The 24648-nt window shown below is 68.1% G+C and carries 28 protein-coding genes and 6 pseudogenes; 16 read left to right on the top strand and 18 right to left on the bottom strand.

The features are described from left to right. Nucleotides 1-24: 24 nt before the first annotated feature. Together ACIPSA_RS35145 and ACIPSA_RS35140 are read right to left on the bottom strand one after the other, a co-directional pair. Nucleotides 25-1341, bottom strand: a complete 1317-nt coding sequence (locus ACIPSA_RS35145) for an MFS transporter (RefSeq protein ID WP_402642141.1) — start codon at nt 1339-1341, stop codon at nt 25-27. Then, on the bottom strand, nt 1338-1937 hold the full coding sequence (locus ACIPSA_RS35140) for an ArsR/SmtB family transcription factor (RefSeq protein ID WP_402642139.1): 600 nt from the start codon (nt 1935-1937) through the stop codon (nt 1338-1340). The genes ACIPSA_RS35145 and ACIPSA_RS35140 overlap by 4 nt, the downstream gene beginning before the upstream one ends. Nucleotides 1938-2677: 740 nt before the next feature. On the opposite strand from ACIPSA_RS35140, the gene ACIPSA_RS35135 reads away from it, so the two are divergent. Continuing rightward, nucleotides 2678-3844, top strand: a complete 1167-nt coding sequence (locus tag ACIPSA_RS35135) for an alanine--tRNA ligase-related protein (RefSeq protein ID WP_402642137.1) — start codon at nt 2678-2680, stop codon at nt 3842-3844. Nucleotides 3845-4032: 188 nt separating this feature from the next. Here ACIPSA_RS35135 and ACIPSA_RS35130 read toward each other — a convergent pair whose 3' ends face one another. The 3 genes and pseudogenes from ACIPSA_RS35130 to ACIPSA_RS35120 form a co-directional block, all read right to left on the bottom strand. After that, nucleotides 4033-4551, bottom strand: coding sequence for an IS30 family transposase (locus tag ACIPSA_RS35130; protein WP_402642134.1), 519 nt, complete (start codon nt 4549-4551; stop codon nt 4033-4035). Between the two features lie 16 nt (nt 4552-4567). Further along, nucleotides 4568-5233, bottom strand: coding sequence for a response regulator (locus tag ACIPSA_RS35125; RefSeq protein ID WP_402642132.1), 666 nt, complete (start codon nt 5231-5233; stop codon nt 4568-4570). 139 nt (nt 5234-5372) lie between these two features. Continuing rightward, nucleotides 5373-5597 (bottom strand): annotated as a pseudogene (locus ACIPSA_RS35120) (sensor histidine kinase); the annotation flags it as partial. Here ACIPSA_RS35120 and ACIPSA_RS35115 point away from each other — a divergent pair. Both ACIPSA_RS35115 and ACIPSA_RS35110 read left to right on the top strand, forming a co-directional pair. Continuing rightward, complete coding sequence (locus ACIPSA_RS35115) at nt 5496-5765, top strand: hypothetical protein (protein WP_402642129.1); 270 nt, start codon at nt 5496-5498, stop codon at nt 5763-5765. The pseudogene ACIPSA_RS35120 and the gene ACIPSA_RS35115 sit on opposite strands and share 102 nt — an antisense overlap. Before the next feature lie 197 nt (nt 5766-5962). Beyond that, nucleotides 5963-6730, top strand: coding sequence for an alpha/beta hydrolase (locus ACIPSA_RS35110; protein ID WP_402642127.1), 768 nt, complete (start codon nt 5963-5965; stop codon nt 6728-6730). A 137-nt stretch (nt 6731-6867) separates the two neighbouring features. Here ACIPSA_RS35110 and ACIPSA_RS35105 read toward each other — a convergent pair whose 3' ends face one another. Next, the gene (locus ACIPSA_RS35105; protein ID WP_402642125.1) at nt 6868-7326 is read right to left on the bottom strand and encodes a carboxymuconolactone decarboxylase family protein; all 459 of its coding nucleotides are present in this window, start codon (nt 7324-7326) and stop codon (nt 6868-6870) included. An 86-nt stretch (nt 7327-7412) separates the two neighbouring features. Between ACIPSA_RS35105 and ACIPSA_RS35100 the strand changes: the two genes are divergently transcribed. Then, a complete protein-coding gene (locus ACIPSA_RS35100; protein ID WP_402642123.1) occupies nt 7413-8288 on the top strand; it encodes a sigma-70 family RNA polymerase sigma factor in 876 nt (291 codons plus the stop codon). Nucleotides 8289-8960: 672 nt separating this feature from the next. On the opposite strand, the gene ACIPSA_RS35095 is transcribed toward ACIPSA_RS35100, so the two are convergent. Both ACIPSA_RS35095 and ACIPSA_RS35090 read right to left on the bottom strand, forming a co-directional pair. Beyond that, nucleotides 8961-10310 carry a PQQ-binding-like beta-propeller repeat protein gene (locus ACIPSA_RS35095; RefSeq protein WP_402642120.1) on the bottom strand — a complete coding sequence of 450 codons (1350 nt, stop codon included), beginning with the start codon at nt 10308-10310 and terminating at the stop codon, nt 8961-8963. Further along, nucleotides 10307-10858 carry a SigE family RNA polymerase sigma factor gene (locus tag ACIPSA_RS35090; protein ID WP_402642118.1) on the bottom strand — a complete coding sequence of 184 codons (552 nt, stop codon included), beginning with the start codon at nt 10856-10858 and terminating at the stop codon, nt 10307-10309. The genes ACIPSA_RS35095 and ACIPSA_RS35090 overlap by 4 nt, the downstream gene beginning before the upstream one ends. A 549-nt stretch (nt 10859-11407) precedes the next feature. Here ACIPSA_RS35090 and ACIPSA_RS35085 point away from each other — a divergent pair. The 4 genes from ACIPSA_RS35085 (at nt 11408) to ACIPSA_RS35070 (ending at nt 13687) form a co-directional block, all read left to right on the top strand. Next, nucleotides 11408-11710 carry a helix-turn-helix domain-containing protein gene (locus tag ACIPSA_RS35085; protein ID WP_402642116.1) on the top strand — a complete coding sequence of 101 codons (303 nt, stop codon included), beginning with the start codon at nt 11408-11410 and terminating at the stop codon, nt 11708-11710. 37 nt (nt 11711-11747) lie between these two features. After that, complete coding sequence (locus ACIPSA_RS35080; protein ID WP_402642113.1) at nt 11748-12281, top strand: hypothetical protein; 534 nt, start codon at nt 11748-11750, stop codon at nt 12279-12281. Nucleotides 12282-12367: 86 nt separating this feature from the next. Next, nucleotides 12368-13066 carry a DUF4232 domain-containing protein gene (locus ACIPSA_RS35075; protein ID WP_402642112.1) on the top strand — a complete coding sequence of 233 codons (699 nt, stop codon included), beginning with the start codon at nt 12368-12370 and terminating at the stop codon, nt 13064-13066. A 315-nt stretch (nt 13067-13381) separates the two neighbouring features. Then, nucleotides 13382-13687: a transposase gene (locus ACIPSA_RS35070; RefSeq protein WP_402642109.1), complete on the top strand. Its 306-nt coding sequence runs from the start codon at nt 13382-13384 to the stop codon at nt 13685-13687. Here ACIPSA_RS35070 and ACIPSA_RS35065 read toward each other — a convergent pair. Beyond that, nucleotides 13686-13802, bottom strand: a pseudogene (locus ACIPSA_RS35065) (transposase); the annotation flags it as partial. The gene ACIPSA_RS35070 and the pseudogene ACIPSA_RS35065 overlap by 2 nt on opposite strands. Before the next feature lie 2 nt (nt 13803-13804). On the opposite strand from ACIPSA_RS35065, the pseudogene ACIPSA_RS35060 reads away from it, so the two are divergent. Further along, a pseudogene (locus tag ACIPSA_RS35060) lies at nt 13805-13990 on the top strand (IS630 family transposase); the annotation flags it as partial. A 260-nt stretch (nt 13991-14250) separates the two neighbouring features. On the opposite strand, the gene ACIPSA_RS35055 reads toward ACIPSA_RS35060, so the two are convergent. Beyond that, entirely contained in the window at nt 14251-14667 is a 417-nt protein-coding gene (locus ACIPSA_RS35055) for an SgcJ/EcaC family oxidoreductase (protein ID WP_402642106.1), read from the bottom strand. 569 nt (nt 14668-15236) lie between these two features. Beyond that, nucleotides 15237-15728 carry a DUF4232 domain-containing protein gene (locus ACIPSA_RS35050; protein WP_402642694.1) on the bottom strand — a complete coding sequence of 164 codons (492 nt, stop codon included), beginning with the start codon at nt 15726-15728 and terminating at the stop codon, nt 15237-15239. A gap of 546 nt (nt 15729-16274) precedes the next feature. On the opposite strand from ACIPSA_RS35050, the gene ACIPSA_RS35045 reads away from it, so the two are divergent. Further along, complete coding sequence (locus tag ACIPSA_RS35045; RefSeq protein WP_037751662.1) at nt 16275-16478, top strand: cold-shock protein; 204 nt, start codon at nt 16275-16277, stop codon at nt 16476-16478. Nucleotides 16479-16560: 82 nt separating this feature from the next. Here the strand turns inward: ACIPSA_RS35045 and ACIPSA_RS35040 are convergent, their stop codons facing one another. Next, nucleotides 16561-16854, bottom strand: a complete 294-nt coding sequence (locus ACIPSA_RS35040) for a hypothetical protein (RefSeq protein ID WP_402642103.1) — start codon at nt 16852-16854, stop codon at nt 16561-16563. Between the two features lie 322 nt (nt 16855-17176). Beyond that, entirely contained in the window at nt 17177-17509 is a 333-nt protein-coding gene (locus tag ACIPSA_RS35035; RefSeq protein WP_402642100.1) for a hypothetical protein, read from the bottom strand. 304 nt (nt 17510-17813) lie between these two features. Here ACIPSA_RS35035 and ACIPSA_RS35030 point away from each other — a divergent pair, with 304 nt between their 5' ends. Further along, on the top strand, nt 17814-18236 hold the full coding sequence (locus tag ACIPSA_RS35030; RefSeq protein WP_402642097.1) for a hypothetical protein: 423 nt from the start codon (nt 17814-17816) through the stop codon (nt 18234-18236). Between the two features lie 30 nt (nt 18237-18266). Here ACIPSA_RS35030 and ACIPSA_RS35025 read toward each other — a convergent pair. The 3 genes and pseudogenes from ACIPSA_RS35025 to ACIPSA_RS35015 form a co-directional block, all read right to left on the bottom strand. Then, nucleotides 18267-18440 (bottom strand): annotated as a pseudogene (locus tag ACIPSA_RS35025) (ATP-binding protein); the annotation flags it as partial. Continuing rightward, nucleotides 18421-19273, bottom strand: a pseudogene (locus ACIPSA_RS35020) (Mu transposase domain-containing protein); the annotation flags it as partial. The pseudogenes ACIPSA_RS35025 and ACIPSA_RS35020, both read right to left, overlap by 20 nt. 134 nt (nt 19274-19407) lie before the next feature. Continuing rightward, nucleotides 19408-20304: an aminoglycoside phosphotransferase family protein gene (locus tag ACIPSA_RS35015; protein ID WP_402642094.1), complete on the bottom strand. Its 897-nt coding sequence runs from the start codon at nt 20302-20304 to the stop codon at nt 19408-19410. Between the two features lie 223 nt (nt 20305-20527). On the opposite strand from ACIPSA_RS35015, the gene ACIPSA_RS35010 reads away from it, so the two are divergent. Next, nucleotides 20528-20929 (top strand): GrpB family protein, encoded by a 402-nt coding sequence (locus ACIPSA_RS35010; RefSeq protein ID WP_402642091.1) that lies wholly within the window; start codon nt 20528-20530, stop codon nt 20927-20929. Between the two features lie 135 nt (nt 20930-21064). On the opposite strand, the gene ACIPSA_RS35005 is transcribed toward ACIPSA_RS35010, so the two are convergent. Next, on the bottom strand, nt 21065-21304 hold the full coding sequence (locus tag ACIPSA_RS35005; protein WP_402642088.1) for a hypothetical protein: 240 nt from the start codon (nt 21302-21304) through the stop codon (nt 21065-21067). 355 nt (nt 21305-21659) lie between these two features. On the opposite strand from ACIPSA_RS35005, the gene ACIPSA_RS35000 reads away from it, so the two are divergent. Next, the gene (locus ACIPSA_RS35000; protein ID WP_402642086.1) at nt 21660-22133 is read left to right on the top strand and encodes a helicase associated domain-containing protein; all 474 of its coding nucleotides are present in this window, start codon (nt 21660-21662) and stop codon (nt 22131-22133) included. A 603-nt stretch (nt 22134-22736) separates the two neighbouring features. Here the strand turns inward: ACIPSA_RS35000 and ACIPSA_RS34995 are convergent. Then, the gene (locus ACIPSA_RS34995) at nt 22737-23168 is read right to left on the bottom strand and encodes a DUF5959 family protein (RefSeq protein ID WP_402642084.1); all 432 of its coding nucleotides are present in this window, start codon (nt 23166-23168) and stop codon (nt 22737-22739) included. 129 nt (nt 23169-23297) lie between these two features. Between ACIPSA_RS34995 and ACIPSA_RS34990 the strand changes: the two are divergent. From ACIPSA_RS34990 to ACIPSA_RS34980, 3 genes and pseudogenes are all read left to right on the top strand, one after another. Beyond that, nucleotides 23298-23480: pseudogene (locus ACIPSA_RS34990) on the top strand (hypothetical protein); the annotation flags it as partial. Between the two features lie 121 nt (nt 23481-23601). Further along, on the top strand, nt 23602-24084 hold the full coding sequence (locus ACIPSA_RS34985) for a hypothetical protein (protein ID WP_402642082.1): 483 nt from the start codon (nt 23602-23604) through the stop codon (nt 24082-24084). Between the two features lie 132 nt (nt 24085-24216). After that, nucleotides 24217-24561: a hypothetical protein gene (locus ACIPSA_RS34980; protein ID WP_402642081.1), complete on the top strand. Its 345-nt coding sequence runs from the start codon at nt 24217-24219 to the stop codon at nt 24559-24561. The last annotated feature ends 87 nt before the right edge of the window (nt 24562-24648 follow it).

Here is a 24648-nt window from a genome sequence, read left to right as displayed (position 1 = left end):
GCGGCCGGGAGCTTCACCTATGTGTCATTGAGGTACCGGTCGGCTGTCTGCCTCGGTGCCGCCGTCGACGAGTGAACCGTCCGGAGCCAGGGAGCGGATACGCGGTATCGGTGAGGGGAGCAGCCAGAGCAGCGACAGCGCTCCTCCGACGGCGGCCGTGATCAGGGTGGTCCTGAGTCCGATGAGGGCGGCGAGCATACCTCCGACGATGGCGCCGATGGGGCGTATGCCGTAGTTCACGGTGCTGTAGGCGCCGGCCACGCGACTGCGCATGCCGTCTGGTATCACCGCAGCTTGCAGGGAGTTGAGGTTGACGTCGAACAGCATCACGCCGATTCCGGCGAGGAACTCTGCGACTCCCAGGGCCCCGGCGCGGGCCCATGTGGGACCGCTCGCGGTGGCGGCGACGGCGATAGGGGCCGGGAAAAGTACGGCGCCTGCCGCAATGCTGCGTCCCACGCCGATCCATCGCGAGACCTTCGGGGCTATCACCGCACCCGCGAGAGCTCCGATTGATCCGATTCCGAACGCCAGCCCGATGGTCCCTGCGGAAAGGCCGAGCACCCGGTCGGCGAACAGAACGGTTAAGCCGGTGCCTGACACGAAAGTGAAGAAGTTGAGGGTCGTCGCGCAGCCGAGGCTCGCCCGCAGTACCGGGTGACGAATGACGAAGACCAGCCCCTCTCCGGCCTGTCGCAGCAGCGAAGGTCCTGCCGTCTCATCGGCGGCGATGGCTGGTTCGTCGACCCGGATCCGCCCGAGCAGAGCGGCCGACGCCAGGAAGGACAGGGCATCAGCGATCACAGCGACGGGCGCGGTCAGGACCTGAACGAGTGCACCGCCAACGGCAGGGCCGACGACGTAGGAAGCGGATCGCCCGGCGCTGAGCTTGCTGTTCGCGTCGACGTAGGACGAGCGTGGCACGAGGTGGGCGAAGAAGGGCGGGTAGGCGGTGTTGAACAGCACCGCTGCGGCACCGGTCAGCAGAGCCACGGCATACAGCTGGAGAAGCGTCACGGTGCCTAACAGGTATGCGGCGGGCAGGGTGAGCAGCACGCACGCGCGTATCAGATCGGCGAGGATCATCAGGCGCCGCTTGTGGACGCGGTGGTCGACCCAGGCGCCTAGCACGATCGCGAGGAGATTCGGGGCCCAGGCAAGCGCGGTCAGCCATGCGACCTGGCTGGCCGAGGCGTGCAGCGCCGCCACAGCGATCAGAGGTAACGCCAGTTCGGAGATCCGGTCGCCGAACTGCGAAACCGACTGCCCGGCCCAGAAGCGAACGAAGCGCCGATTCCGCCACAGTGATATCGAGGGGGCCGGGTTCTGTGGGGAGTTCATGCCGAATCGCCCGTGCGCTCCTCGGCGGCCTCCGGCAGGACGTAGCGCAACAGCCGGACGCCGCGGCTGCCGCTCGGCCGCTGCGCCGGGTCGCGCGTCACATAGGGCGCGAGGACGCTTTCGATCGCGTCCTCGATGGCCGCGAGTTCCTCGGGGGACACCACTACGCGGGTGTTTGCCAGCCCCGCTGGCTTGCGCCACACCTGATCGAGTCCAGGTTCGGTCTCGGTCACCCACCGATGCGGCAGGCCGGCGGAGCGGGTGAACATCTCCATGGACAGCACCCGTGCGGCGGACTGACCCTCTTCGTCCTCCGGCATCTCGAATCTGAACCCCCGTGCCACAGCCTCCCACCGCCGCTCCCGGCGATCCGTTCCGGCCTCGGCGTCGCGGACCAGCCCGAAGCCCGCCAGGTGGCGCAGATGCCAGCTGGTCACGGACGGGGTGGCTCCGACATCCGGTGACAACTGCGTCGCCGTCGCTGGCCCGTGCCGTTGCAGACGCTCGAGGATCGCAAGCCGTACTGGGTGCGCCAACGCTCGCATGGCCTTCGGGTCAGTGATCTCGATATCGCCCAGGCGATTCCCACGCTCCATGTTGTGAGAGTGTTCTCTCACAATGTGTGAGAGTCAACTCTCACACATTGCCCGATGCTGTTGAACTCCTTGGAGCGCCCGGCAGAGCTGGGCAACTGTGACTGCTCAGGGCGACGGACCGGAGTCCGCCGAACGATCAAGCGGCCTCCGTGAGCTGGTCCGCATCGGATGTCAACGATCCTGCTCGGCGGGCGGGTTGACGGGTCTGGGCGGGTGAGCTGCGCGGCCCCCTGGAGGCCTTGGCCGCCCCCATGGGTCGGGGTCGCCCGCAGCGTGGGCGCGGGCTGAGCGGCGACCGGCGGTACGCGGCTTGCCGGGTGGTGACCTGTGACGGCGAAGTCGGACCAGTGGTCATCGAGGTCGGACCGACGGCAGTTCGTGACAGTGAAGATGGACTGCCCCAGGTCGGAGGCGAGTCTGTCGACGTGGAGCGATCCCAGGCCATCCGTCCGTCCCAGGCATCAGTTGGAGGGTTTCGCCAGGACGTCCAAGCCGGAAATTGTGTGGCCCTGGGGCACTGGGCGCGTTAGCCTCGGCGCTATGAACGTCACCGGCCGAAGCATCACCGCGACCGCGCGAGCGACCAGCTCGCCGGTTGCCGCCGCCTGACGTACTTCCCACTTCCCACCGGCGACCGGAAACGGTCTGCCGATGGTTCCATGGTGTTCCCGCCCCGGTTCCGATGATCGTGCGGACCCGTTGTCCGGTGCCTCCACGCTGCGCCAGCGAAGGAGCCACCCATGAACACCGATCAGATCGTCCGCACGTTCGTCGAGTACTTCGAGGAGCGCGGCCACCGCCGGATCACCGGCTCGACCCTGCTGCCGCCTCCCGGCGACCCGGTGCTGTTCACCACCTCGGGCATGCACCCGCTCACCCCGTACCTGGAGGGGCGCCCGCACCCCCTCGGCAAGCGGCTGGTCAATGTGCAGCGCTGTCTGCGTACCACGGACCTCGAAGAGGTCGGCGATCAAACCCATTTGACTGTCTTCGAGATGCTCGGCACCTGGTCGCTCGGCGACTACGAGGGACCGCAGAGCCTCGACTGGGGCTACGGACTGCTCACCGAGGGGCTCGGAATCGATCCGGGGCTGCTCCATGTCACGGTCTTCGGCGGCGATCACCAGACCGGCCTGGACACCGCTTCCCTGGAGCTGTGGCAGGAGCGCGGGGTGCCGGTGGAACTCACTGTCGAGGACAACTGGTGGTCCAACGGACCGACCGGCCCATGCGGCCCAGACTCGGAGATCTTCTTGTGGACCGGCGACACCCTGCCGGAGTCGACGCCGACCGGTGACGACCGCTGGGTGGAGGTGTGGAACCACGTGATGATGCGCCATCGACGGGTCTTCGACGGTTCACTCGTGCCGCTCCCTCAGCGCAACGTCGACACCGGACTCGGCCTGGAACGGCTGGCCTCGCTGCTGCAGGGCCGGCAGTCGGTGTTCGAGTGCGACGTCTTCGACCCCTGGCGCCGGATCGTGCCGGCTTTGTGGCAGCTGGACGAATCTTCGCTGCGGCTGGTCTGCGACCACCTGCGCTCGGCCATCGTGGTGATTGGCGACGGGGTGAGCCCGGCCAACACCGGCCGCGGCTACGTGCTGCGCCGCCTGGTACGTCGGGTACTCACCGTGCTGCTGCGGGACGATCCGTCGTGCGGTCTTGGAGACCTGCCGGGCGAGCTGATCCAGCACACCCTGGACCGCTTCCGCCAGAAGGGAGATCCGGACGTCGTGCGCCAGGTGCTGCTCGAGGAGGAGCGCCGTTTCAGCCGGCTCCTGGAGCGCGGCCGGCAGGTACTGGCCCGCCCCCGATTCCGAGGACCGTTGAGCGAGGAGGACTTCCACTACCTCCACGACACCCACGGTCTGCCGCGTGACCTCGTCCTTGACCTGCGGCCGCAGTGACGGCGGTTCACAGCGCTCCCACCTGTGTGGTGGATCCCCGGTCACGGAAAGCGGGGATCCACCACACAGCAGGAGTGCTGATCCGCCACTCCCGCTCTCGGTCCAACTTCATTGGCATAAAACGTCGTCAGTCCATCTTCACTGACAACTGATCCATCTTCGTTGTCACGGGTCAGGTGGTGCGTCTACTACGTGTAGCGTGACGAACTTTCAAAAACCTGACGAGCCCAAGCGCTCAACTCATCACCGCTGTTCGGGAGGTCAGCGTAGACCTCTGCCGGACTGCGGTAGCCATGCGTCTTGCGGGGATGGTGGTTGAACTCGTGGGCGATGGCATCGAGGTCGGCGTGGCTGAACGTGGGGAGGTCCGCGCCCTTGGGCAGGTATTGCCGCAACAGCCGGTTGGTGTTCTCGTTGGTGCCGCGCTGCCACGGGCTTCGCGGCTTGCAGAGATGGATCGGCATACCCCTCTGCGCGGTAACGGCCTGGTGTTCGGCCATCTCGCAGCCCCGGTCCCAGGTGAGCGTCCGCCGCATTTGGGACGGGATGCCGAGGAGGCTGCGCGTGAGGTGCGGTGCGACCTGCTCGGCCTTGAGGCCGTCGGGCAACGCGACGATGGCGGTGTACACGCTGGTGCACTCGACGAGCGTCGCGACCGCTGAGGGCCGTGCGCCCATCACAAGGTCGCCCTCCCGGTGACCAGGCATCTTACGGTCCTCGACCTCAGCGGGACAGGCACTGATGGACACCACGCCGCGGATCACGCCTCACCCGACGGGCCGACGGGCCGACGGGCCGACGGGCGACCTTGGGCCGGCGCATGGGCCGCGCGATCCGCAGCCACTGCGTGAGACTGCGATCGATCGCCTGGCAGCGGCGCGGGTCGCAGAGCGAGAGGTAGATCGCCTCGTGCGAGACCTGCATGGAGACGTCGCCCAGTCGCTTCAGCTTCCCCCGCGTCCCTTCGATCTTCGCCGTTGAGGTGTCGAGCTGAGCGACACCGGCGTGGACCAGGCATACGGAGCGGGCGAGTTCGGCGGAGGGGAAGTCCTTGAGCTGGCAGCCGACGGCGTCGGCCCTGAGCGCGCAGGCGACGTAATCCTGGTCGCCGAAGGTGGTCAGCATGACGACTCGGCAGGAGGGCAACCGGGTGGCAAGGACGGCGGTGGTGTCGATGCCGTCCATGCCGGGCATCCGGACGTCGACCAGGGCGCCATCCGGCCGGTGGGTGACGGCGGCCTCGACGGCCTGCGGACCGTCGCACGCGGTGGCGACGTCGGTGATGCCCGGCTGGATACCCAGCAGCGAGGCGATTCCCTCCCGGACGAGCTCCTGGTCGTCGACGACCAGGACGCGCACCGGCGCACCGAGATCCTCGGGACCGCTCATCCGACGCTCCCCGCGAGCATCGGGCTGCGCGGGACGGTGACGGTGACCACCGCTCCGCTGGCTGCCCGGGGAGCCGCGCGGTCGTCGTGTCGACGCGCCCGCCGAGGAGTTCGGCCCGCTCGCGCATACCGCCGATCCCGAAGCCGGTGTCGCTCGGACGCGCGGTCGGGGCGGTGGTGAAGCCCTGCCCGTTGTCGGCGACGACCAGCCGGGCCGTGGACTCGCCGTAGGCGGCCGTGACGTCGATGCGGGCCGCCCGCCCGTGTCGGCGGGCGCTGGTGAGCGCCTCCTGGGCGGCCCGGTACAGGGCGGTGAGCGACTCGGCGTCGTACCCGGCCTCGTCCCCGGTGACGTAGAGAGTCACGGTCAGACGGTCGTCGCCGAGGAGGGCTTCGCGTACGCCGCCACCGACAAGGGCAACAGCGGCCCCGAGCTGTACAAGGACGGCGCGAAGCCGGGCGACGCGATCACGGAGTGGCACCTGCGGGTCACCCAACTGTCCGTCGCTGCCAGGGCCTGTCTGAAGTCGTGATCACGTGGCAGGGAAATGGGTTGAAGGGATGATGATCAAGTTGGTAGCTTGCAGCCGACCGTGAAACCGCCCGAGGAGGTGAGACCCGTGAACGCTGTATCGACGTGGGTGCTCCCCCTTTCCATCACGGCCGGCGATTGACGTAGGTGTCGCCGGGAGCGCCTCGACATCAAGGCACTTCCGAAAGGCAACATCTAATGCACTCTCTGCAGTTCACCGCCGAGTCGTCCTCCAGCGGCATGGTCGAGCGCGACTTCACCGTGGGCGAGATCCCCGGTGTCCTCTGGTCGCCCGCATCCAGCACAGCCGATCACGCGCCCCTGATCCTGATGGGCCACGGCGGCGGCAACCACAAGAAGCACCCCGCGATGGCGGGCCGCGCCCAGCTCCTCGTGAACGGCTGCGGATTCCACGTCGCCGTCATCGACGCGCCCGGTCACGGCGACCGGCCGCGCATGGCACACGACGAGCAAGAGATCGCCGAGCTGTTCCGGGCGAGGGCGGCGGGCGAGCCGGAAGGCCCGATCGTCGTCCGCTACAACGCCCACCTGGCCGACCTTGCCGTGCCCGAGTGGCAGATAGCTCTGGACGCCCTCCAGGAACTTCCGGAGATCGGCGCCGACGGTCCGGTCGGCTACTGGGGCATCAACATGGGTACCGCGATCGGAATACCGTTTGTGGCAGCCGAACCCAGGATCACGGCCGCGGTCTTCGGCCAGCACTGGCCCGACGTCCTGGCCGAGAAGGCGAAGCAGATCACCATCCCGATCGAGTTCGACATGCAGTGGGACGACGAGCACATCCCGCGCGAGGCCGGTCTCGCGCTGTTCGACGCCTTCACCTCGAAGGAGAAGACCCTGCACGCCAACGCGGGCAGGCACAAGGAACTGCCCCGGTTCGAGGCCGACAGCGCGGTCCGGTTCTTCGCCCGGCACCTCGGCCGAGCGGTCACCGCGTCGGCCTGACGTGAGCGGCCTCTGGTTCGAGCGGACATGATCTTGGCATGCCAGTCCTACCAGGGGCTTCACGCCTGGCCGGCCTCGCGGCCCACCCGAAGATCATTTCGCTGGGAAAGCCTCAGTGGGTAAGAGCCCCGCTGGGCTCAGCCCCAGCTCTTGCCGGCCGGTTCCTTGATGGTGCGGTTGATCCGGTTGAAGAAGTTGGTCAGCGCGATCTCCAGGTTGATCGCGCCGATCTGCTCCTCGGTGAAATGGGCGTTGACCTCTTCCCAGATCTCGTCGGAGACGCCCTGCGCACCATCCTGCAACCGGGTGGCGGCCTCGGCCAGCGCCAGTGCCGCGCGCTCCGCATCGGTGTAGAACGGCGCCTCCCGCCACGCCGCTACGTTGTGCAGCCGCTCGTCGGTGTCACCGGCCCTCTTCCCCCCGGCGACACTGGCGTAGACGCACGCCGAGCAGCTGTTGATCTGGCTGACGCGCAGGTGGACCAGCGCGAGCAGCTTCGGGTCGAGGCCCCCGGCGGCGATCGCCTTCTGCAGGTGCTGGATCGCGGTCCACACATCTGGGTCGTTCGTGTCCTTGTTCTTGAGCCGGTTTTCCATGTGGGAGTGCTCTCCTTCATCGGGTTACCTTGCAGCGCCTGTGCGCGTCATCCCTATGACGGAGCAGCTTCCAGGGAGGTAACAACATGGCCGGCACCCATCCCGCGGACCCGATCGCCGACGCCTTCGAGTCCCATCGTGACCGGCTCCGCGCCGTCGCCTACCGCATGCTCGGATCACATGCCGATGCGGAAGACGTGGTCCAAGAGGCGTGGCTGCGTCTCTCCCGCCAGGACACCGACACCATCGACAACCTCGGCGGCTGGCTGACCACCGTGGTCGGCCGCATCAGCCTCGATGTCCTGCGGTCAGGCCGGACGCGCCCAGTAGTCTCCTTCGACGACCAGCTACCCGAATTCACCGTGACGCTCGACGACGCTCCTGCTCCGGAAGACCTCGTGGCACTCGGGGACTCCGTCGGCCTCGCGCTTCTCACGGTCCTCGACTCACTGCGCCCTGACGAACGACTGGCGTTCGTGCTGCACGACGTGTTCGCGGTGTCCTTCGGCGAGATCAGCACCATTCTCGGCAAGTCCGCCGACGCAACCAAAATGCTCGCCAGCCGCGCCCGCAGGAAGGTACAAGCCGCCCAGCGGCCGGCAAGCGCCGGACGACAACAACACGAGGTGGTCCAGGCCTTCCTGGCGGCGGCCCGCGACGGTCGGTTCGAGCAGCTGCTGCAGCTTCTCCACCCCGAAGTGAAGTTCACCGTCCACTCCCCGAACGGCACGTTCGTCACGCTCGGGGCCACCGAAGTCGCCACCCGCGCGCGAGTGGCCGGCAGCGCGGCACGAGGACGTGCGGCGACCGTCAACGGCCGCCCCGGCGTCATCTCCTGGAGCGAGGAGGGCACCCCGCTTTCCCTCCTGGCCTTCACTGTCGCCGACGGCCACATCACGGAGATCACCGCCGTGGTCGACCCTGCCGAACTCGCGCTCATGGACCTACCGGACCCGGTGTGACTCCCTACCGGCGAAGGCCGCGCATACTCGAAGTAGTCCACGCCCGATCCTGCATAGACGTTGAACTCAGCCTCTGAGAACACCTCAGTGAGAACGCGACCCAACAGCAGGCCGTCGAGCCGACGGAGCTGGGCCGGCGAAGGGCGTGGACAACCGGTTGATCGAGGAGCTGGTCGGGCCCTGTCCGAGGACCTCCAGGTGACACCGGCGAGGCGGGCTGCTGCCGCAGCTGACTGGCTGCGGACCAGGTGCGCGCGGGCGGGATGCACGCGCCCGGGCCTCACGCCGCGGGTGACCGCTGATCCGGCGTGCCGCTGGCAAGGGCGGGAAATACTTCGGCCCCTGGGGATCCCAGGGGCCGAAGTCGCTATTGCGTGGTCCGCTGGGTCGCGGACCATTCATGAGGGTGTGTTACGAGGAGCGAATAGTCCTGGACTTGGCGGCTTGTCCCCGCAGAGCAGGCTGTAGGCCTCTCTCGCGTATCCCATCTCCGGATCCATGCCGCGATCAGACCCTTCTCGTACCGGCGCAGCGCCCCGAGCCGGTGCGAGGGACGGTCCAGGGCGTGCGCGGGCCGCCGGTGAGACCTTCCGCTGGTCCGTGCCGCGGGTCGGCTCCGCGCAGGGCCGTCGGCCGGGGCGCAGGTGCCGCCCCGGCCTGTCGTCCCTCGCGTCAGCCGCCGACCCGCGGCAGGAGGGAGAAGATCTTGCTGCCGTTCCTGGCGATCAGCACATCCTCATAGAGCAGGAGTTGAGGCGCGTCCGTGAAGCCGTGCTGCGGCTTGCCGGTGTCGACGTGACCGTGCCAGAGCTGCTTACCCGTGCGCAGGTCAAGGCCGGACAGGTCCCCGGACGGGCTGAAGAAGTACACGATCTGCTGCCTCGCCGACGCCACGGGAGACGCGAGGGACGCCCCCGTGTTTTTGTCGGGCATCGTGACGCCCACCGGGCCGGTCCACAGAGTCCTTCCGGTGGTCAGCGAGTAGGCGGAGGCCTTGCCCTTCCAGGACACGGAGATCAGACGATCACCAACGACAGTCCAATTGGCCATGTGCCCCTTGACCTGGCCGGGCAGTGAGATCCGCTTCCCGGAGCTGCTGACGGTGGTCAGCTGAAGGTCGTCGCCTGCCGTATCCGCGGCTCCGACCAGGACCATCCGGTCCCCCGAGGTCCCGAGCAGCTGCTGCCTGCCGGGAAGGGTCATGACTTTATTGAACTTTCCGGTGGCGGGATCGAGACGGACGACGTCGGTATCGTGCACTTCCTCGGTATCCTGCGTGCACAGGAGGTAGGGCACACCACTCAGCACGGCCCGCTGGCATACAACGCCCTTGGCCCAGGTGTGGCGCCACTTCTCCTGACCGGTCCGCGGATCGAGGGCCGACATCGTACGCAGGGACGGGGTGTTCGCCCATACCGCTCCGTCGATGAGCATGGCGGCCTGGCCGGTGCGGTCGTCCTGCGGCATCTCGACCGCCCACAGCCGCCTGCCGGTGGCGGCGTCCACCGCCATCAGATCGGTGCCGCCGGCGTAGTCCCCGTTCGGCAGGTGCTTCGCAGTGTGGTTGCGGTAGGCGTAGACCACACCGTCGCGCACGGCGAACGGGCGGTCGTTCCCGTCGCCTTCGCCATTGACCTTGACGGTCCACTGCCGCTCGCCTGTGTTGGCGTCGAACTTCGCAACGTCATACTCCGACCCGCTGCAATACAGCGCGGAACCATCCACCAGACAACCCCGCTCGCTGGCTCCCGCCACGCCGCTCTGCCACGGGTGCCAGCCCTCCGGCGACGCCGCCGGCTGCACAGGCCGGCCCTGTTCTGCCACACCGCCGCCCCCAAGGCCCAGCATCGCCCCCGCAGCGATCGCGGCGACGGCCACCGCAGCCCCCACGGCCTGCGAGAAACGACGCCGACTACGCCGCCGTACCACCTGCTGCGCCAGGTTCCCCGGCGCCCGCACCCGGTCCAGGGCGACCGCGTGCAGCGTCTCCCGGACCTTCTCCTCCACCCGCTCTGTCGTCATCCCTGGATCTCCTTCGCCGTGTAGCTGAGCGGCAGCAACTGTTCCGTAGGCCCTTCGGGCTCGAGCTCCGGTACGAGCGCCCGGAGCTTCGCGAGCGACCGGTGCGCCGTGCTGCGCACCGTGCCCACCGGGCATCCCAGCAGCGCCGCGACCTCGGCCTCCGGCAGGTCCTCGAAGTAGCGCAGTACGACCACGGCTCGCTGGCGCTTCGACAGACGGCCGAGCGCCGCCCACAACGCGATCCGCAGCTCCAGGTCCGCCCCGGCGCCTACCTCTCCGCCGGACTCGGGCAGCACCGGCACCGTGGTCTCGGCGTGGTGTCTGCGCAGCCGCCAGCGGTTGACCTGCTGGCGGTACATGATCTGCCGGACGTACGCCTCGGGCTGTTCGATGCGCGCCCAACGCCCATAGGCCTTCATCAGCGCGATCTGCAGCAGATCCTCCGCGGCGTGCCGGTCCCCGCCGGTGAGCAGCACCGCGAGCCGCAGCAGCGCGGTTGAGCGCATCGCTACGAACTCCCGGAATTCATCGTGACTCGAGGCCTCCATGGACCCTCCCCTTCTGTACGACCACCACGACGCGGTGAGTCACCCGTGGCTATCCCTCAGCGGACGAGATTGTGTGTTCCTACCAAGTCGGCGACAGCCCTCAGGCAATCGGCGGCCCCGCGGCACCGCCTCGGCGCAGCCCAGCACGCCGCGCACCCGGACGTACACCGCCGGCCCCTTTCGGCCGCGGCCCGCGGGGTGTGGCCACCTTTGTTCAGCGTCTGCTCCCGCACAGAGGGCAGGCCGAAGATCCGTACTCGTCCAGCCTGGGGCGGGGACATCTGATCGACCTTCGCTTGAAGCGCACCCACAGGCAGGAGCTCGGGGAGTCCGGTGGTCACCAAAGGCCCGCAACGAGCACCTGCGATCACGAACGGCGCGAGCTGCTCGACGGCCCACACATCGTCCAGGATGAGCAACGACTCCGGTCGGTCGTCCAGAAGCCACCCCAGGTGCGCTCCGGCCGGATCGGGGACTGGGCGAGGGACATCTGCCACGGCAAGCGCGGGCAGACCGTGCATGCGCCGGGCTGGGCTGCCGGACCGGCGCATGGCTGAGCGGGCCCAGATCATCCTGGCGTGCGCTGATGGGATGTCGAATGCGGGTGCCGCGCAGGCTGTTGGCGCCGGTGTGAAGACGGTCCGCAAGTGGCGCGGGACGTGCGCGCCGTCCCCCGAAAGTGAGCAACGACCACTGACCCGCCGTCAGAACACGGAACAGCAGAAAGCCCTGCTCCCGGACGTGCCGGAAGACGGGGTTCGTACGGAGAGGACGTCCCGGCATTCCTGCGCTGCCGGCCCGCGCATTGGCCAACGCGGCTTCGGCCACATCGGCGATTCCAGCGACTTCTGAGCCCTGGCGCCGCACCGTCAGCGCCCCGGCCAGCGCGATGGCGGCGCCGACGCGCAACTGGGCGGCCCATCGAGCGCAACGCGGTTCCCGGCCCCGGTCCGCTCCGCCCATCCCCCACCCTCAACTTCAGCAGGAGCGGGGCGAAAGCGGCCATCTGGTCGACCGGATCGACGCGAAGGTCAGGGCGCTCGCCGCGCAGTACCCCGGCGCGTCGCACAAGTTCACGGCCGGCTGGCTGGAGCACACCGAGACCCACAAGGCGTGCAGCGACGTGGCCTACCGCCTGATGAACGACGGCACGATCTCCGACGTGCGCTTCAACCACGTCTACGCCTACGAGCGCCCCTGGGACCAGCGCGCGGACGGCGCGGCATACGTGCTCAACATGCCCAGCGCCCACATGGGCATCAAACGCAACGCGATATACGCCTACAACACTTGGGACCCCAGCCGGAACCTGTATGCCCTCGGCTATCACAGCGTCCCCGAGCTGCTGGAGCCCGCGCACGCCGATCCGCGCGAATTCGTGTACACCCTGCCGTCCGACTACCGGCCGGGCAAGGGCAACTGATAACCGCACAACGCCACCAGGACGACCTCGGCCGACGGCACCGAGCCGCGGACCACACACCACACACCACTCACGGGAAAGTCTCCATGAACACTCTGCGTCACCGCTCCACCCTGCTCGCCACCGCGGCCACGGCCACGGCCCTTGCCCTGTCCCTCACCGCCTGCCAGGGCGACACGCAGACCAAGTCGGCCCCGGCGGCGACCTCTTCGGCAACCGGGAAGGCGGCGGACAGCGAGCACACCAGCGCGTCCGGCACGACGGGCTCTGCCGATCCGGCACGCTCGACGGAATCGAAGGGGTCGACGGACCCCACCGACGCCGGCGGCTCCGCGGGCTCGACCGGCGAGCAGGCGAACGCCGCCACCCGGGTCTGCACCGCGCGGGACGTCACCGTCACCGCCGCCACACAGGATGGTCCTCCCTACACCCACCTCGTCCTCACGGCGAGGAACACCTCCGGCCACTCCTGCCGGCTGGCGGGTGCGCCGCACATCCAGCTCCTGAAGAGCCACCAGCAGGACGTCCCGGCCGTCGCCAAGAGCAAGCCGGCCGCGCCGGTCGTACTCAAGGCGGGAGACCCTGCCTACGCCCTGGTGAAGCTGTCGGACGGCGGGGTCGACGAGGACAACGAGGCCGTGTCGGCGTTCTCCGTCAGGCTGGAGGGCGATTCCACGGTCATCGCCGTCACCGCGCCCGGCAACGCCGGTATCGCCGTCGACCCGGCGAAGGCCCTCACCGGCTACTGGACCTTCGAGCTCCGCAACGGCGCTGACGATTTCTGAGACCCGCTGCGGGGCATGACAACAGCCCGGGAGAACCCCGGCGTCGCGGACACCACGGGCCAGGCCCAGACCTGGGCCGGCGTGACCGCGGCTGCCGGGCCGCTTCCCGCACACGTCAGCGCTGACTTGACCCTGTCGGGGATCTTGGTGTTTTCGGGTGCGGGGGCATGGTCAGAGGGCATGCTCGGGACTGCTTCGAAGGCCGCTGCAGTTGTCGAGGTGTGCGTTGTCCCTCCGTCCCCGTTCTGGTGAGCAGGTCCCGCCTCTGACTGCGCAGGTGGCGCGGGCGAGCAACCCGGGCGGTACGACAGCGATGTGGGCGAGAGACCGGCGGGACGGGCTGTGGCGCGACGAAGACTTCGCCAACTGGTACCCGGCGACGGGAACCCCGGCCTCGCGCCCGCCCAGCTGCCCACCGTCTGTGTGCTGCAGTCCCTGCTCGATCTGTCGGACCGTCAAGTGGCCGAGGCGGTGCGCTGCCGCATCGATTTCAAGTACGCCTTGGCCATGGAGCTGGACGATTTCGAGGTCGATGCCGAGCTGGGCGGCGTGCTCGACGGCTTTGGTCTTGTAGCCGTTGTCGGCCCAGGCTTTGGGCTTTGCCGCGTAACAGGCCGGTGAGGTGGTCGATGATGCCGTCGGCCTCCCAGTGGGCGAAGTAGCCGTAGACGGTCTGGTGGGGCGGGAAGTCGTGGGGTAGGTAGCGCCAGGGGATGCCGGTGCGGTCGACGTAGACACGTCGAGGGCGTTTGGTCACTGCTGCGACGCAGCAGCCAGGCCGACACCGCTTTCACCGATCCTGACCACCTGCTGCGCGCTCTTCGGCAAGGCCTCCGCCAGATCCAGTACCGCAGCAACCTCATCGATGGATGTCTCGCCGAAACCGGCCTCACCCGGACGACAACACGCCAGCACGGTCAGTAGCCCCGGCTGTAGCGGAACTGGGTGGTCTGACGCCCCGATCCCGGAAATGTGCCGCTGAACTGCAATGCCGGCGACCTAGCGCGTTTAGGCAGGTCAGTAGCTGCGTCACGTGCGGATTGCTGTCCGCGTGCGCCGCATCGAGCCGGGCGGATCATGCTCGAGCCTGATCCGCGATCGAGGCTCGCCTCCCCATGGCTGGGCCGAGCCGAAGCCCCCTCGTCCGCAACGGCAGACGAGGGGGCGCCAGGCCTAGAGCAGCGTCACCCCATGTTCACAACAGCGGGAGAGTTCTGGTAGGCCGCAAGCAGCCACTTGCCGTCCTGCCGGGTGAGTACCCAGGTCGCGATCGCAAGCCGGTCGTCCGGCCCCTCAGTCTCGCCCGCGAAGATGACATTCGTCTCGCTGACGACCACGGCGGCGTCGTCGTTGAGGAAGCGGATGTTCAACACCTTGTTGGTAGTGGTCGAGCCCTTGAGGAAGCTGCTGAAGCCGGCCTCCATGCTCTCGCGAATCTCGTCACGGGATTTCCGGTAGGACCCGGGCAAGATCGCGCTGGCGTCCTCGGTGTAGTTGGCCACGAACGCATCGGCGTCGTGCGCGTCCCATGCGTCATAGACGCCCGTGAGCACCTTGAGGATGGCGGACTCATCCGCCGTATGCTTCTGGTGCGCAGTCAAGGTTTCCCTCGCTTCGTCGTACTGTTGCGGATCGCCGCGGTTTGCGACGCGCCGGGAGTCATGTACGGCTCCACGGATACCTACCGGCGGCGGGACCCGAACTCATCGCCCTCCGTGTCGTCATCAGCGGCCGTCACCGTCGTATCCGAAGCCGAGGGCTCGGCGGACGGGCCGGTCGAGTCTGTGGGCACCGGGCCGGTCGAGTCTGTGGGAGCGGGGCCGGTCGGTGGCTTCGGCTCTGGGGCAGCGCTCTGCAAGGGCCCCGAGACGTATTCGTCTGCGGAGCGATTCAGGGTTCTGCATTCAGATTTCTCCAAGAGGCAGGCCGAACGGCGCGATGACTTGAAGGGCAGGTGCCTGTTATGGGACAGCAGGCATGACGCTGCTACGAAGTCCGACGCGTGATCTTCCGCCGATGACCTGCTCCGCGCTCACCGCGCGCAACAGCAACCCCCGATGCGTTCCCCCGTGCCGCCGTACGGCGGCTTCCGATAGACCGTGGTCAGCGGTCGCAGCCGTCATGATCGCATGGTCGACGCACGGATGCACACCGTTCATCCGGCTTTGTGTCAGTGCAGTTGGGGTGCTCCCAGCAGCATGTCGAGGTCACACACCTGTGCCCGCCGGTGGTGCCCCTTCGCATCGGTCAGTTGCACGGGAGAGCCGTAGTCGTGCGCCGTGGGGTGCGGGGGCCGTACGTCGACGCGAGGGTTGTATTCGGCCATGACCTCACAGGACCCGGACGGCGACCCGATCGCATCGTAGAAGACCGGAATCGCGATGCTTTGGCCCGGCTTCAGCACCAGATGCACCGGCGTGGACTCCTTCGGCTTGGAGTCGGCCGACGGCCCCTTACCGACGTACACACTGAGCTCCGGGTAACCGTCGAAGGTGCAAGGCTTCGATCCCTTGTGCGCGGCGCTGAGCATCGCCGTCGGCGTGTTGTGCGGCTTGCCCGGGAGAAGGGTCATCTTCCAGCTCAGCTGGGGCGTTCCGCATGCGGCAATCCGGGTTCCCGAGACGCTGTCGCACTGGCGGCAGGCGACGGCACCCAACAGCATCACCAGGCCAACCGTGCAGACCGCCGCTGTCCGCCGTGACACGAGATCTCCCCCGGGTGATGCCACTCCCGCGGGGCCGGGCGCCGCCGCTCCCGCCTCACCGGACAACTAGATGCGGGCAGGCGCGCCGAGGTTCCAAACCGGCCGGCGAGATGATCAGCTCCGTCGCGCGATCTCGTGCAGCCTCTCCAGGCGCTCCCTCGTCCCATCAGCATGGACCAGGTCCACTCCCCATCACATGCCAGCTGCACCCAGAGTTCGGCAGCGCCCCCTCCCCCAGCCGCTCTCCTCCACCAGCAGAAGCGCGGGAACTGTCCGCTGTCCGTGCCGCACGGCTCAGCCCAAGTCGCGGCGCTGCCTGATCCGGTGGCACTTACTCACTGGTGACGAACGGGAGTCGCAGTGTAACGTCGCTGTCAGATGTCGTGGTTCGCAGTTCCTGCCCGCGCTGTGGCGCGGGCGTTTTGCTGTGCAGTGCCCGAGGACCAGGACGATCACCTCCGGGTCCGCGCGGTGCGGACCCGCCATCCACCGGAAGGCACAGACATGGCCAGCGGAACCGTCAAGTGGTTCAACGCCGAAAAGGGCTTCGGCTTCATCGCGCAGGACGGAGGCGGCCCCGACGTCTTCGCGCACTACTCCAACATCAACGCAAGCGGCTTCCGTGAACTCCAGGAAGGCCAGGCCGTCACCTTCGACATCACCCAGGGCCAGAAGGGCCCGCAGGCGGAGAACATCACCCCCGCCTGACCCGACGCCAAAGGCGATGCACGGTGCCCCCAAGCGCTCACGCCAACGGCACCGTGCATCGCGGCACAGCAGCCGACCGGGTTCAGCCGAGCCCGACACTGCCGCTCAGGGCAGCGGCCCAGTCAGTCACGATGGCGCGCCGCGCGGCCGCGAGAGCAACCCCGCCGGAGCAGACCCCGGTACGCGGCTTCGTCTCCACCGGGTCCTTCTTGTTGTTGACCCCACCGCCCGTCCCGTGGCCCGAGTCCGGCGGCTCCACCCACAGGTGGCGGGCGTCGGTGGGGTCGCCGCCGAGCTGACCGTTTCCGGTGTGACCGTGTCGATCAGCGCCTGGAGCTCTGAGGGTGGGTCCTTGTCCGTCCAGGCGAGCCACCACCGGTTGAGGGACGGCGGGGTGAGCCGGGAACGGATGGCGCGTAAGGCCCTGGGCTGGCAAGGCAGTTGAGGCTGGTGGGGTGTGCCTGGGCCCCCCTCTGGCCCGTTGCCGGGGCACGGGTCCGGCGCGGCGGCATCCAGGGGTCCCGGTGGAGCGAACCACTTGTCCCAGCAGGAGGAGAAGGCGCAGTTGACCAGGGTCTGGTGGCGCCCGATGGCGCGGTCGGAGCGGACTTGGAAGTCGTCCCAGCCGAGTTCGTCCTTGACCTGCTTGTAGCTCTGCTCGATCCACGGCCGCAGACCGTAGCGACGGACGATCTCAGCTAGGTCGGCCGACGGGTGCAGGCTGGTGGCGCGTGGGGAGCGTCGGGGTGGGGCAGGTTGGTGACCAGGTACCAGGTGGCCTTCTCCGGCAGCCGGGCTGGGTCGGTGGTGGCCACGATCAGGCGGCAGGGTGCGTCGGGGCCGCAGCCGCCCAGGCGGGCATCAGCAACCCACCAGGTCTCCGTGTGCCCGTCACGGAAGTGACGCTCCACCAGCGTCCAGTCGCCGGGATGACCGGCATTCTTCCAGGTCAGGACGCGGGCAGCCTCAATGGGGGTGTGCGGCTGGTGGACCGGGGCCCAGACACCGCTGCGCGGCTTGAGCGCCACCACGTAGGCCAGGCCGGCCTCGCGTAGCGCGAGGTACCAGTCGTCGCTGACCGAGTAGACGCATCGGCGACCACCGCCCGGCAGCCGAAGCCCGCCTCCTTCCCGCGGGCCGCGAGAGCAGCGGCCGGCTGCGGTTTCGTGCGAAAGGCCGGATCGGCCCGGCCGCGGGCGAAGTGGTGGGCGGGGGTATCGCGTACTCGTGAGTGTGCAGAGCGAAGTACGGCTGAACATGCGGAGTGCGATCAGCGGTCGACGAGCGGAAGCTGTTGCAGCACCACTCGGGCAGGAGCCGAAGACGAGGAGCAAGGTGATCACCCAGGGCGTGAAGATCGCAACGCGATGCGATGCCTGCGGCGGTGTGCTGACACGCGACATCGGCCAGTTCATCGACCGCGGACGCCTGTGGTGGGGAACTGAAGGGGCCTGCCAGTCCTGCACCGTCGCGTGGTGCGAGCAGGACAGCGGCGGCGAGACTCCGGAGGAGATCCGCCAGGCACTCCTGGCCGAACATGGACCTGCCCGGCTCCGCCTGATTGGGCCCGAGACGAGTCCGGTGGCCGTCCTGCGTGCTCTTCGAGAGGCGCATGGCCTGACACTCGCGCAAGCAAAGGTCCTGGCAGATGAGTTGAAGACGACCGGGCTGGTGGGAACGCTGGTCGAGATGGAACTCATCGCCGCCCGGCTCCGGCAGTACTCAGTCAGGGCGGCGGTTGAGACATTTCCCAGCTGACCGTCGGAAGCGAGATCGTTGGGAGCCCGATCAGGCAACGCCGACTTCGCCCTCCATGACGGTGAGGCGGTTCTTGAAGCGGTAGCTGGGGCCATTGATCGGGACGACGTCGCAGTGGTGGAGGAGCCGGTCGAGGATCGCGGTGGCGAGGACTTCACCGCCGAAGGCCTGCCCGAATTCAATGAAGCTCTTGTTCGACGGCAGCGGATCGTTTGAGCAGGGCCTGCAGCGGCCGATACTCCTCGGTGGGCGGTGTGCTCGGTGGCATGCCCTCGGGGCCCGGGCCTGGGTCTGGGCCCAAGATCATTGCGCGGCTGTGGCCGTCGGGCAGGGCGTCCCAGTGCGTTGGGCCAATGATACGGGCGCCGCGGCTCACCGCGCGTGGGTGGACGGCGAGCAGGGTGTTGCCCTCGCGCTCTGGGACGGTGGCGTGCAGGGTAACGGTCGCCGCGGAAGCGCGGATCTCGACCAGCTGCCGATGGCGGACCCGGCGGGCAGGGACGGAGCAGAGGTTGGAATCGAAGGCGACCAGGCAGTCCTTGCCGACGTGCCGCAGGTGCCCGTCAGCGGCCACATACGGGCTCGGCGGCAGCGGCCGCAAGTTGGAATCGAAGGCGACCAGGCAGTCCTTGCCGACGTGCCGCAGGTGCCGGTCAGCGGCCACATACGGGCTCGGCGGCAGCGGCCGCAAGGCTGCATGGTCGCGGGCGGCGGGGAGGCCGATCACCCTCGCAGTGGGTGCGGTGGGTACGGGCCCTGCGGATCGGCACCCAGGCGGTGAACCCCGCATCGAGCTCCTCCGGTGAGGCGAAGGCCCGACTGGCCAAGACGTGATCGCGCACGATGCTCACCTGCCGTTCGACCCGGCCCTTGCTCTGCGGTCGGTAGGCGGCGAGCACGTCGATATCGAAGTCGTAGTACCCGGCGAAGTCCACCGCCTCCGGGTGCAACGGCACTGCCTCGCCAGGGGCGACGTGTCGGCGCACAACAGTCCTGGTGCGGTCATAGACGATCGCCTTCGGGATGCCTCTGATGTGCGGGTCTCGATGTCAAGCCACCGCTCGTTGTCCTGTGCCCCCTGTCCCGTCTCAGCCAATCTGTCCCTGTTGGTGCTGTTGTCGGTGGGGGCGGCAAGCGATCGTCTCTTTCACGGCCTACGATCGGGGCGACATCACTCCATCGACTCCAGAATGCGGTCGAGTGTCCGGCGCCCCATTCCGCTCATCGTCGGATTACTCTCGACGTAGTACCAGACAACACCCATCGCCTGTTCGAACGCCCATGCCTTGCCGCGCTCCCACTCCAGATCGTCACAGACCAGTGTCCGCCGGAGCACTTCCCGCGGGCCTGGCTGCAACAGGTGCCAGGCACTGACCAGATCCAGCGCGGGGTCGGCCGGCCCGAAGCCGCCGGTGTCGAGTACGCCGCTGAGCCGGTCTCCCGCGACCAGTACATTGCCGGGAATCAAGTCACCATGGCTCATCACGTCGGCACCCGTGCGTGGCAACTCCCGAAGGTGGCTCCACACCTGACGCAGCCGGGGCACGTCGAGCAGCCCCTTACTCTCCTCGAAGCACTTCGCCATCCAATCGTCGTGGTGAGCGAGGACGCCGCCACGATTTTCGCCGCTGAAAAGCCGCCCCCGCGTCTCGGCGTCCCGCAGGGCTGCGATGAAGGCCGCAAGGTCCTCGGCAAAAGCGTCCGACCCACTCGGGTCGGCGTCAAAGGCGACCGTTCCCGGCAGCCATGTCTGGACCGACCACGGCATGGGGTAACCCGCTCCAGGCTTTCCCAAGGCGACGGGTTCCGGGGCGGGGAACCGAGACACCTGTGCCAGCTCCGCGCTCGCCTGGGCTTCCTGTTCCAGAACCGCCAGCGCCTCGGCAGCATCTGCCAGACGCAGTGGGAAACGCGCAGAGAGGTCGTTCCCGATGCGGAAGATGGCGTTGACCGTCCCGGTCGACGACAGGAGTTGGATCGCCTTGCCGCTCCACTGAGGGAACTGTTCTTGAATCAAGGTCGCAACGATGTCGGTGGTCACGTCCACTTGGTCATCGTGCATGGTCATTCTCGCAGGCCCTTCCACTAGCCCAATTCGTAACGCCGGAAGCAGACCAGATCAACTGAGACGACAGCCAGTATTCATACGCCAGGGTCCAGATCAACTGAGATTTTCGTCCACCCAGGTGTCTCAACCGTTCTGGTCGCCCCAGGTCACAGCCGCGGCTTCGGACCAGATCACTTGAGACGGGACACCCACGACGTACGAGCGGTCGGTCCAAGATGGGGGCATGCCTTTCCCCGATGAGTCGACAGCAGTGGCCGTGTTGGACCACCAGCCGCAGTGGGCGGTGGACTTCGAGCAGCTGGCCGGAAGATTGTATGGCGCCCTTGGCGACCACGCTCGCGCGATCGACCACCTCGGATCCACCGCGGTGCCGGGTCTGGCCGCGAAGGACTGCGTGGACATCCAGGTGCGCGTCGCCGTGATCGACGAGGTCCCGCAGGTTGGGCTGCTTGCCGCCATCGGCTTCCGCTGCCGCCCCGAACCGTGGAACCGCTCTGAGCTCTCGGGCGGGCAGGAGTGCCGCAAGCTGGTGTTCGCGCCGCCGCGTTCAAGAAGCGCCTGGCCCTCAGCGTGCCGGGCCTGCTGGACTATGGGCAGATCAAGGCCCCAGCCACGGACGTTCTGATGATGGCAGCCGAACGCTGGGCAGCCGAAACCGGCTGGCAGCCAATCTCGGGCGGCATCGCGAGGTCTCGCCTTGTCTGAGCAGAGTTCAGTCCCACGAAACTGGTGGTCATCAGCCTTCGGTGACTGATGTCTGTCAGGACGCATCTTCGTCGAGGCGGCTGAGGAGTCCGTCGAAGATCCGCTCCCGTACGATCTGTCCCTTGGCTGCCGCGTCGTCTCGCTGGCGTTCGAGGATGGGCCGAAACTCGATGGTGGTGACGAAGAACGTGCAGGACTCGCAGATCGACTCGAAGTAGCAGTCCGTCTCGACGGGGCGAGCGCAGTAGCCGTTGCCGAGCATTCGGCGGTGCATCTCCCTTCGGAGCTTGGCCATCCCCGCCCCTTCGACGTCGGCCGGTAGTTGGCGCGGGGCGGTGCTCGTGCCCTCGCTGGATCTGCTGGCGCAGACCGAGACCGCGTGGTGTGAGAGAGGCCGTACGGGCCGATGATCGGGGTCTCTTCCCTGTGCGGGGGGGGCGAGGCTGCCTTCCCTAACACCACGGACGTGGACGAGCTGGTCGCCTGGGTTCGCCCGTTCGACAGGGTCACGGAGTTCGCCACCTACGCCAGTCTGAGGCCGGGCACGCTCAAGCGCGCCCACACCGCCGGACTGCCCGGCTGGGACCTGATCGTGGTCGACTCGGCGCACCGGCCGGGACCTCGGTCACGAGGACGACGGGCTCGCAAGCGTGAGCAGCCCCGCGCGGACCCCGCTGGAGTTCTCCACGCCGCTCGAAGCCGCGCAGCTGGCCGCGTTCATCATTCTGCGCGTCTTCAACCCCGAACACGCACACTGGCGCCGCGGCATCGAAGCCGCCTACCTGTACGCCCACGAACTCCGCGACCTGCGCGTGCCCTTCACCTACCGCATGCCCTTCACCTACCGCGTGCCCGTCGGGCCCAAAGCAGCGGAGGCCGGATGGCCAGCCGCGCTCGCAGGCTTCCCTCTCGGGCAGTGGATCGCGGATGCCCGCCGCTTCCACACCCGCGGCCGTCTCGACGAGGACCGTCTGGACGAGGCCCCTCTGGCACAGTTGGAAAAGCCGGACATGGTCTGGTCGCACTACGACACCACATGGGAAGAAGGCCTGGCGGCCGCGCAAGGGTGGGCAGCCGAACACGGACACCTGCTCGCCCTGACCGACACCACCTACCGGGGATGACAAGTTTGGCACCTGGCTCAAGAACGCTCGCGCCGCCGCGAGAAGGGCCGCCGAGATCGAGCAGCGACGTGCCGAGAGCCTCCCGGCCGGGCCGTCGGCAGGCGCCCTGTCCGAGGAACGCCGCGAACAGCTGGACGACATCGACCCGTCGTGGTGCCCATCTGGCCTGTGGAATGGCAGCGCGCCTTCCACCTCACCCGGCTCCACCTGGAAGAGGGCGGTGCGCTGCATACGTCGCGGGGTGAGGTTGTACGCCAGTGTCCGAGCCGCTGCGCCTGCAGCCACCGTCCGCGGTGCAGCAGTGGCTGTGCGAACAGGTCCTCGGCATCGAGCCCGTGGCCAAGGACGAGAAGCCGCCCGCGCGCCGTACGCGGGCCGACACATGGGCCACCAACCTCGCCGCCGCCCAGCAGTCCTACGAACGCGAAGGACACCGACCGGTGCCCAGGAGGCACGGTCAAGCGGATCCTCGGCGAGTACCAGGAAGCGCGGGAGCTCCGGCTGGGGGCATGGATCGGAAACCACCGCAGCAGAGCCGCCACGCTGTCGCCGGAGCGGATGGAACAGCTCTTCGCCATCGGTATGCGGTGGGCGTAGAAGGGGTCAGTCCTCTGTCGTGGGCCAGCTCTCCCAGACCAAGTCCAGGCGTCGGTATGCGTCGTCGAACCAGTCATCGACCAGGGGGACGGTAACCGTAACCGTCGTCAGGGACATTGAGTGCTCCTTGATCGTTACCTGGCACCGGTCATCGTCCTCGTCGAGTTCGATGAACAGCCACGGAATGCGTTTCCCCTCGCACCAGGCGATGTCCTGTCCCGCGTCGAGCGAGTCAAGGGCCTCCTGCCATTGCCGCAGGTCCTCGGGGAGGAGCCAGGTCTTGACGGTGCCTCGGACGAAGGGCGTATCGACCACGAACTCTCCGGACAGCACATTGGCCTCGCTGGGACGCTTCCGCTCCGCCTTCCCCACGATCCGGAGAATGACGCTATTGCCGTCCCCCTCCAGGCGGATCAGGTCGATCGGATCCTCAGCCATGACTACCCCTCTCGGCTCACCCATGCTGCCGAACACTAATCGCCGGCACGGACACAGGATCGGTAGCGGTGTGTCAGCTTCGGGCCGGCTCCGGCGACGAGAGCGACGAGGCGGGGTGATCGCGGTCGACAAGGCCTCCGCTCAGGCCCGCGGGCCCTCTTCGACATAGGCGGCGGCTCCTTCGAAGTGGCCTTCGGCCGTGGCCGGACACCGGAGTTCGCTGCCTCCCTGCCGCTCGGTGCAACCGCCTGCCCAATGAGATCGTTTCATCTTGAACTCGCAGGTCGGGTCTCTGGCGTGGGTGGAGATTGACTCGCTCGTGCTGGTCTAGGACGTGATCATTAGCAGGTGATCGTCTGTCACGGGCCGGTTCGCGGGTTCTGGGGTGGTCCGCTTGAGGCGTCTCGTAGGTTCCGCAACGGGAGGGAGGCGCATGGTGGACGTGCTGACGTGGACGATCGAGCGGCGGATGCGACTGACTGAGCGGGCCGAGCTGCTGCGCAAGGAGCTGGCGGAGGTTGACGCCGAGCTGGGCCGGCTGGAGGCGGCCGAGGTGGTGTTCGGGCAGTGGGCCGAGGCGACGGACGGGGGACGGCGGCCGTCGGGCATCGTGGAGCCGGAGCCGGAGCCGGAGCCGGAGCCGGAGCGCGTCGCGGCTGGGCCGGGTGCGGGCGGGATGCGGTTGGTGCCGGACCGTGTCGAGGGGATGGGGCTGGCGTCCCTGACCTCGGAGTATCAGCGGATCATGGAGATCGTGGCCGGGGCCGACGGTCCGGTGATGGCCAAGGACGTCGCGATGGCACTGGGCCGGGAACTCACACCGGGCAAGGTCGAGCCGGTCCGCGGTCAGCTGCGCAAACTCGCCGACCGGGGCTGGCTGAAGCGGACCGGATCGGGGCGCTACCTGCCGCGCTGACCGGCGAGGGAGGCAGCGGACCGGCCGGTTCCCGCCGTAACGCGAGGGCCCCCGGCGGGAGTTGGTTCGCGTGTGAAGACTCACCGCCCCGTCGAGGGCACTCGCGATGCTGTCTACCAGGTTCGGCTCCCCGTGTCGAAGCGGACCATCGAACTCGTCGCCGGCCTGATACGCGGGCGGCGCAAACAGCTCGGCACCCGCTGGCGCAAGGTCACCCCGGGGACCCAGGCGATCATCGTGCTCGCCGTGCTCCGTCACGACCAGCGGCTTCTCGACATGGCCGGCGGCAACGACGTCTCCGCCTCCACCGTGCGCCGCTGGGTCCTGGAAGTCCTCGGCCTGCTCGCTGCCCGGGCCCCGCGTCTGGACCGTGCCCTGAAGAAGATCGCCCGTCGGGGCGGTGCGGTGGTCCTGCTGGACGGCACCCTGGTGCGCACCCGCCGCCGCACCGGGACGGACAACCGCAAGAACTGTTGAGTCGGCACGGAGCGCGGTGCCGGTGTTGCCACCGGTCCGTTTCTCCGTGCCGCTCGCCGAACCCGGCGTGCGACTCTCACCGCACCG

The organism is Streptomyces sp. NPDC086549, from assembly GCF_044746205.1.
In the GTDB taxonomy this organism is placed as follows: domain Bacteria; phylum Actinomycetota; class Actinomycetes; order Streptomycetales; family Streptomycetaceae; genus Streptomyces.
This window is presented reverse-complemented; position numbering and strand designations above follow the sequence as displayed.

Excerpts from the sequence above, each read along its gene's own strand:
- ACIPSA_RS35145 (WP_402642141.1), bottom strand. The coding sequence starts at position 1,341 with ATGAACTCCCCACAGAACCCGGCCCCCTCGATATCACTGTGGCGGAAT.
- ACIPSA_RS35140 (WP_402642139.1), bottom strand. The coding sequence starts at position 1,937 with ATGGAGCGTGGGAATCGCCTGGGCGATATCGAGATCACTGACCCGAAG.
- ACIPSA_RS35135 (WP_402642137.1), top strand. The coding sequence starts at position 2,678 with ATGAACACCGATCAGATCGTCCGCACGTTCGTCGAGTACTTCGAGGAG.
- ACIPSA_RS35130 (WP_402642134.1), bottom strand. The coding sequence starts at position 4,551 with ATGCCTGGTCACCGGGAGGGCGACCTTGTGATGGGCGCACGGCCCTCA.
- ACIPSA_RS35125 (WP_402642132.1), bottom strand. The coding sequence starts at position 5,233 with ATGAGCGGTCCCGAGGATCTCGGTGCGCCGGTGCGCGTCCTGGTCGTC.
- ACIPSA_RS35110 (WP_402642127.1), top strand. The coding sequence starts at position 5,963 with ATGCACTCTCTGCAGTTCACCGCCGAGTCGTCCTCCAGCGGCATGGTC.
- ACIPSA_RS35105 (WP_402642125.1), bottom strand. The coding sequence starts at position 7,326 with ATGGAAAACCGGCTCAAGAACAAGGACACGAACGACCCAGATGTGTGG.
- ACIPSA_RS35100 (WP_402642123.1), top strand. The coding sequence starts at position 7,413 with ATGGCCGGCACCCATCCCGCGGACCCGATCGCCGACGCCTTCGAGTCC.
- ACIPSA_RS35095 (WP_402642120.1), bottom strand. The coding sequence starts at position 10,310 with ATGACGACAGAGCGGGTGGAGGAGAAGGTCCGGGAGACGCTGCACGCG.
- ACIPSA_RS35090 (WP_402642118.1), bottom strand. The coding sequence starts at position 10,858 with ATGGAGGCCTCGAGTCACGATGAATTCCGGGAGTTCGTAGCGATGCGC.
- ACIPSA_RS35085 (WP_402642116.1), top strand. The coding sequence starts at position 11,408 with ATGGCTGAGCGGGCCCAGATCATCCTGGCGTGCGCTGATGGGATGTCG.
- ACIPSA_RS35080 (WP_402642113.1), top strand. The coding sequence starts at position 11,748 with ATGGCGGCGCCGACGCGCAACTGGGCGGCCCATCGAGCGCAACGCGGT.
- ACIPSA_RS35075 (WP_402642112.1), top strand. The coding sequence starts at position 12,368 with ATGAACACTCTGCGTCACCGCTCCACCCTGCTCGCCACCGCGGCCACG.
- ACIPSA_RS35050 (WP_402642694.1), bottom strand. The coding sequence starts at position 15,728 with ATGCTGTTGGGTGCCGTCGCCTGCCGCCAGTGCGACAGCGTCTCGGGA.
- ACIPSA_RS35045 (WP_037751662.1), top strand. The coding sequence starts at position 16,275 with ATGGCCAGCGGAACCGTCAAGTGGTTCAACGCCGAAAAGGGCTTCGGC.
- ACIPSA_RS35015 (WP_402642094.1), bottom strand. The coding sequence starts at position 20,304 with ATGACCATGCACGATGACCAAGTGGACGTGACCACCGACATCGTTGCG.
- ACIPSA_RS35010 (WP_402642091.1), top strand. The coding sequence starts at position 20,528 with ATGCCTTTCCCCGATGAGTCGACAGCAGTGGCCGTGTTGGACCACCAG.
- ACIPSA_RS35005 (WP_402642088.1), bottom strand. The coding sequence starts at position 21,304 with ATGGCCAAGCTCCGAAGGGAGATGCACCGCCGAATGCTCGGCAACGGC.
- ACIPSA_RS34995 (WP_402642084.1), bottom strand. The coding sequence starts at position 23,168 with ATGGCTGAGGATCCGATCGACCTGATCCGCCTGGAGGGGGACGGCAAT.
- ACIPSA_RS34985 (WP_402642082.1), top strand. The coding sequence starts at position 23,602 with ATGGTGGACGTGCTGACGTGGACGATCGAGCGGCGGATGCGACTGACT.